Annotated in this window: 5 protein-coding genes; 3 read left to right on the top strand and 2 right to left on the bottom strand. The window is 57.1% G+C overall.

All coding sequences use genetic code 11. The features are described 5' to 3' along the window. The coding region (locus tag ACNKID_RS10770; RefSeq protein ID WP_417913437.1) for a hypothetical protein at positions 1-304 on the top strand (304 nt) is incomplete at its 5' end. Between the two features lie 123 nt (positions 305-427). Then, the gene (locus tag ACNKID_RS10765) at positions 428-973 is read left to right on the top strand and encodes a hypothetical protein (protein WP_417913436.1); all 546 of its coding nucleotides are present in this window, start codon (positions 428-430) and stop codon (positions 971-973) included. Here ACNKID_RS10765 and ACNKID_RS10760 read toward each other — a convergent pair. After that, positions 970-1,644, bottom strand: coding sequence for a CvpA family protein (locus ACNKID_RS10760; RefSeq protein ID WP_417913435.1), 675 nt, complete (start codon positions 1,642-1,644; stop codon positions 970-972). The two genes, ACNKID_RS10765 and ACNKID_RS10760, sit on opposite strands and share 4 nt — an antisense overlap. Positions 1,645-1,742: 98 nt before the next feature. On the opposite strand from ACNKID_RS10760, the gene ACNKID_RS10755 reads away from it, so the two are divergent. After that, positions 1,743-2,441: a 4'-phosphopantetheinyl transferase family protein gene (locus ACNKID_RS10755; protein ID WP_417913434.1), complete on the top strand. Its 699-nt coding sequence runs from the start codon at positions 1,743-1,745 to the stop codon at positions 2,439-2,441. A 63-nt stretch (positions 2,442-2,504) separates the two neighbouring features. On the opposite strand, the gene ACNKID_RS10750 is transcribed toward ACNKID_RS10755, so the two are convergent. After that, complete coding sequence (locus ACNKID_RS10750) at positions 2,505-3,428, bottom strand: glycosyltransferase family 2 protein (protein ID WP_417913433.1); 924 nt, start codon at positions 3,426-3,428, stop codon at positions 2,505-2,507. Between the last annotated feature and the right edge of the window lie 82 nt (positions 3,429-3,510).

Raw genomic sequence — 3,510 nt, 5'->3', positions numbered from 1 at the left:
GAATAGAATGATTCCGCCGCCTGTTATTTCGAGCGCAACAGCTCATGGTCATTTCATGACGCTTCAGCTGCATCCCGCTCCGCTCCTCGCCAAAGATGAAAAACGGCTGGCGGAAAATGCCCCGCAGCACGCTGGAGACGCGCCGTTCCACGCTTGGAACAAGGCATCCGACACTTCGGATGAGGCATTCCACGCTTGGAATGACCCATTCGACACGTGGAATAAGGCATCCGAAGCTTCGAATGAGGCGTTCCACGCTTCGGATGAGCCATCCTACGCTTGGAATGAGGCATCCGAAGCGTAGGATAAGGCATTCCACGCTTGGAATGACCTGTTCGATGCGTGGAACACGGCATTCCAAGCAGGAAATCCGGCAGTTCGAGCGGGGAGCGGAAAATCCCATGAACATTGCATTGGAGGTGAAGTCATGATTGCAGCCAAAGAACTGCTGGCCAAACACAAACCCGCTGTCATCGGCGGCGCACTGGCCCTTGTCCTGCTCAGCTGGCTCTGCTGGTATTTTTCCGACCGCCAAGTGATAAAACGCCAGCTCACTGCCCTGACTTGGGATTTGGGCAAGGCAAGCCGCCAAGAAAGCACAATGGAGACCGCTCTCAAAATGCGCGATGTCAAGGCCGCGCTGGCTGAAAGCTGCTGCACGTTGATCGTGCCGGAGCGCAGCAGGCAGGCAGAATCCGCTGAGCGGGACTTGGCAGTCATGTATCTGATGCACTACCGCGACCGCTATGAGACCTTGACTCTCAGCTTCGATGAGATGGAGATTGACTTCCCAGCCAAAGGCGAAGCAGCGGTACGAAGCCAAGCGCGGCTGCGGCGGCAGGCCGGGCCGGAGCAGTCTGCGGCGGAAACAACGGCTCCGGTGCTCATCTCTCTGAAAAAACAGGACGGCGACTGGAAGCTGACGCAGGCGGAAGTCGCCGAAGCTCTGATCGGTGATGACCTGAGACGTTAGTTTTCCGCAGGAATGATCACCTTCTCCTCTTTGCTGGAGTTCCCTTTCTGCTCCGGCGCGGACGGAACAGCCTCCTGATCCGGGATGGTCACAGATCGCACCTTCTCAGCAGTCGGCACTTCCTCACCGCCGTTCTTTGCATCTTGGGGATCAGAAAGCGGCACGTTGGGCTTGAGATCCTCCCGAACCTTCGCATCTCGGATGAACTGGCGCAGGACTTCCGCGCCCTTGCTCAGATACGGCGCAGCCAGCGAATTTTGAAAGAGATGATGCGAAGGCGAGAAGGCTGAGGCGAGAATCATGTGCAGCAGCGCCGCCACCAAAACCCCTCTGCCCAGACCGAGCAGACCTCCGGCGAAACGGTTGGTCCAGCCCAGCAGTTTGATCTCCAGCACCCTTTGCAGCAGATGGCCGAGCATGGCGAAGAGCAGCATGAAGATAAACAAGAGACAGCCGAAGCTGAGCAGGAAGACCGCGCCGGGCCGAGCGGCAAGATCTTGCGCATAAGGCATGACCTTGCCGACATGCTCTCCTGCCAGCCAGTAGCTGCCTGCCAAGGCGGCAATGGAGGCGGCTTGGCGGATAAAGCCAGCACAGAGTCCCCGCAGCAGGAACATCACAAGGATGAGTCCAATAATGCAGTCAAAGGAAGTCAGGTCGTTCAGGGTCATGCCGCTCACCGTCAGGTTAAAATTTTCCGGAGAGGTTTAATATTCTGGATTTCATTATACGCTTTGTTATGAAGAGCACAACTGATACTTGCTTGGAAATGGCAGAGGCAGTCCAGATTGCAGCTTTTTTTCCGACGACAGCCTCTGCGGCGGTACGCCTGCGGACTGAGAAAGGGCAGTGCGCCGCTTTGGTTGATCTGGAGCAGCAGAATGAGGAGAAGGAGGCGCAGCTGCTGTCAGAGGCGGAGCAGACATTTTTCCAGCAGCTCCGTCATCCCAAGCGGCGGCGGGAATGGCTGGGCGGCAGAATTGCGGCCAAGGCGGCGTTGCTCAATCTGCCGGATGCTGATGACTTTGAGGCGCGGGCGCGGCATCTGACCATTCTGCCAAACGAGCAGGGCAGACCGTCAATCAGCGGCGGAGCGTCCGGATTATCCCTGTCCATCACTCACAGCGGCAGATACGCCGCCGCATTGGCTGCGCAAGGACAGAGCTGCGGCATTGATCTGCAAAAGGTGTCAGAGAAGCTCTTTGCGTTGATCAGCTGGTTCGCTATAGAGGAGGAGCTGCATCTGCTGGCACATTCTGTCGGGAGAGAAGCCGCCGCTCTGACAATGCTTTGGTCGGTGAAAGAGGCGGTGAAGAAAAGTCTGCCGCACGATCAGCCGCATATCTTCGCAGGCATCAAGGTTGCGCGGATCACGCCTGCCGGAGACCGTTCCTGGCGTTTTGAATGCGAGGCGCAGACCGTGATGGCTTATGATTTTTCTCCGTATATCTTGGCCTTGACATGCTGAGGCGAGATGTTTCATGCCGCCGGATTTGCACACGCCTGATGCAGCCGTTTCCTTCCGCGCAGTTCAGTGCCGTGCAGCCAGCTTCTTCCGCAGTTTGAATTTAACCGCCGCCAGAAGCAGCTTGAGCCGCTCGCGGACGCTCGGTTCAGCCCGGCCTGCCAATTCTGTCCGCACCTGCTCCAGCTCGTCGCGCAATTCCAGCAGACGTTCAGTTCCGGCAGCGGCAAGCATCCGACAAGGCTCCGGCAAGGCCGCGAGCATGTATTTGCGAATCACGTCCAAATCCTGTAGCCGCCCGGTCACAGCCGCCTCGCTCAGGGTGTTGCCGCTGTGGATGCGGTAATAAAGCAGCTTCTGATCATGGACATAACGCACTTGGCCGGGAAAAGCCAGCATCATGCGGAAGATGTAGTCATAATCATGCAGATAGCGCAGGGAGCAGAATTTTCCCGCAGTGCGCATGGCTTCGGCAGTCATGAAGAGATTGGAAGTCGTGACCATGAAGTTGCCCTTGAGAAAGGCGGTGTATATGTCGCCGCAGGCAAAGTACCAGTCCCGGTTCTTCTTGTGCCAGATGTTCCAGCCGAAATTCGGATCAGCGAACTCCTCGCCGCTGTCAGATATCGGCACGACATCGCTGAACAAGCAGGCCGCGCCGCTTTCCTGCTGCGCTTTGAGCAGCTTTTCCAAGCGGTCCACGGTGTAGATGTCGTCCGAATTGAGAATGGCAACATATTCGCCTTTGGCTAAGCCCAGGCCCCGGTTGATGGTGTTGTAGGCATCCTGATTCTCCTGATGATAATACGACAGCCGGGGATCGTCATAGCTTTGGGCGATGCGGCCGGTCGCATCCTTGGACCCGTCGTCAATCACAATCAGCTCCAGATGACTGTGCGTCTGCTTGAGGACAGAATCTATGGCCGGGCCGATGAAGCGTTCGTGATTATATGCAGGGATGATGACTGAGATCAGCGGGCTGGCGTTCATGCGTCGGATATACGGAAAAAGGGCTGGTTGATGGCTGCGCAGGCAGCATACGCGCAAGGCTTCCGGCTGTCAACAGCCAAGG

The organism is Candidatus Electronema sp. TJ (assembly GCF_048287355.1).
Taxonomy (GTDB): domain Bacteria; phylum Desulfobacterota; class Desulfobulbia; order Desulfobulbales; family Desulfobulbaceae; genus Electronema.
Note: the sequence above shows the minus strand (reverse complement) of the source record. Positions and strands in the feature narration are given on the sequence as shown.

What these genes read in the sequence shown, in the direction of transcription:
- ACNKID_RS10765 (WP_417913436.1), top strand. Translation starts at nt 428, where the DNA reads ATGATTGCAGCCAAAGAACTGCTGGCCAAACACAAACCCGCTGTCATC.
- ACNKID_RS10760 (WP_417913435.1), bottom strand. Translation starts at nt 1,644, where the DNA reads ATGACCCTGAACGACCTGACTTCCTTTGACTGCATTATTGGACTCATC.
- ACNKID_RS10755 (WP_417913434.1), top strand. Translation starts at nt 1,743, where the DNA reads ATGGCAGAGGCAGTCCAGATTGCAGCTTTTTTTCCGACGACAGCCTCT.
- ACNKID_RS10750 (WP_417913433.1), bottom strand. Translation starts at nt 3,428, where the DNA reads ATGAACGCCAGCCCGCTGATCTCAGTCATCATCCCTGCATATAATCAC.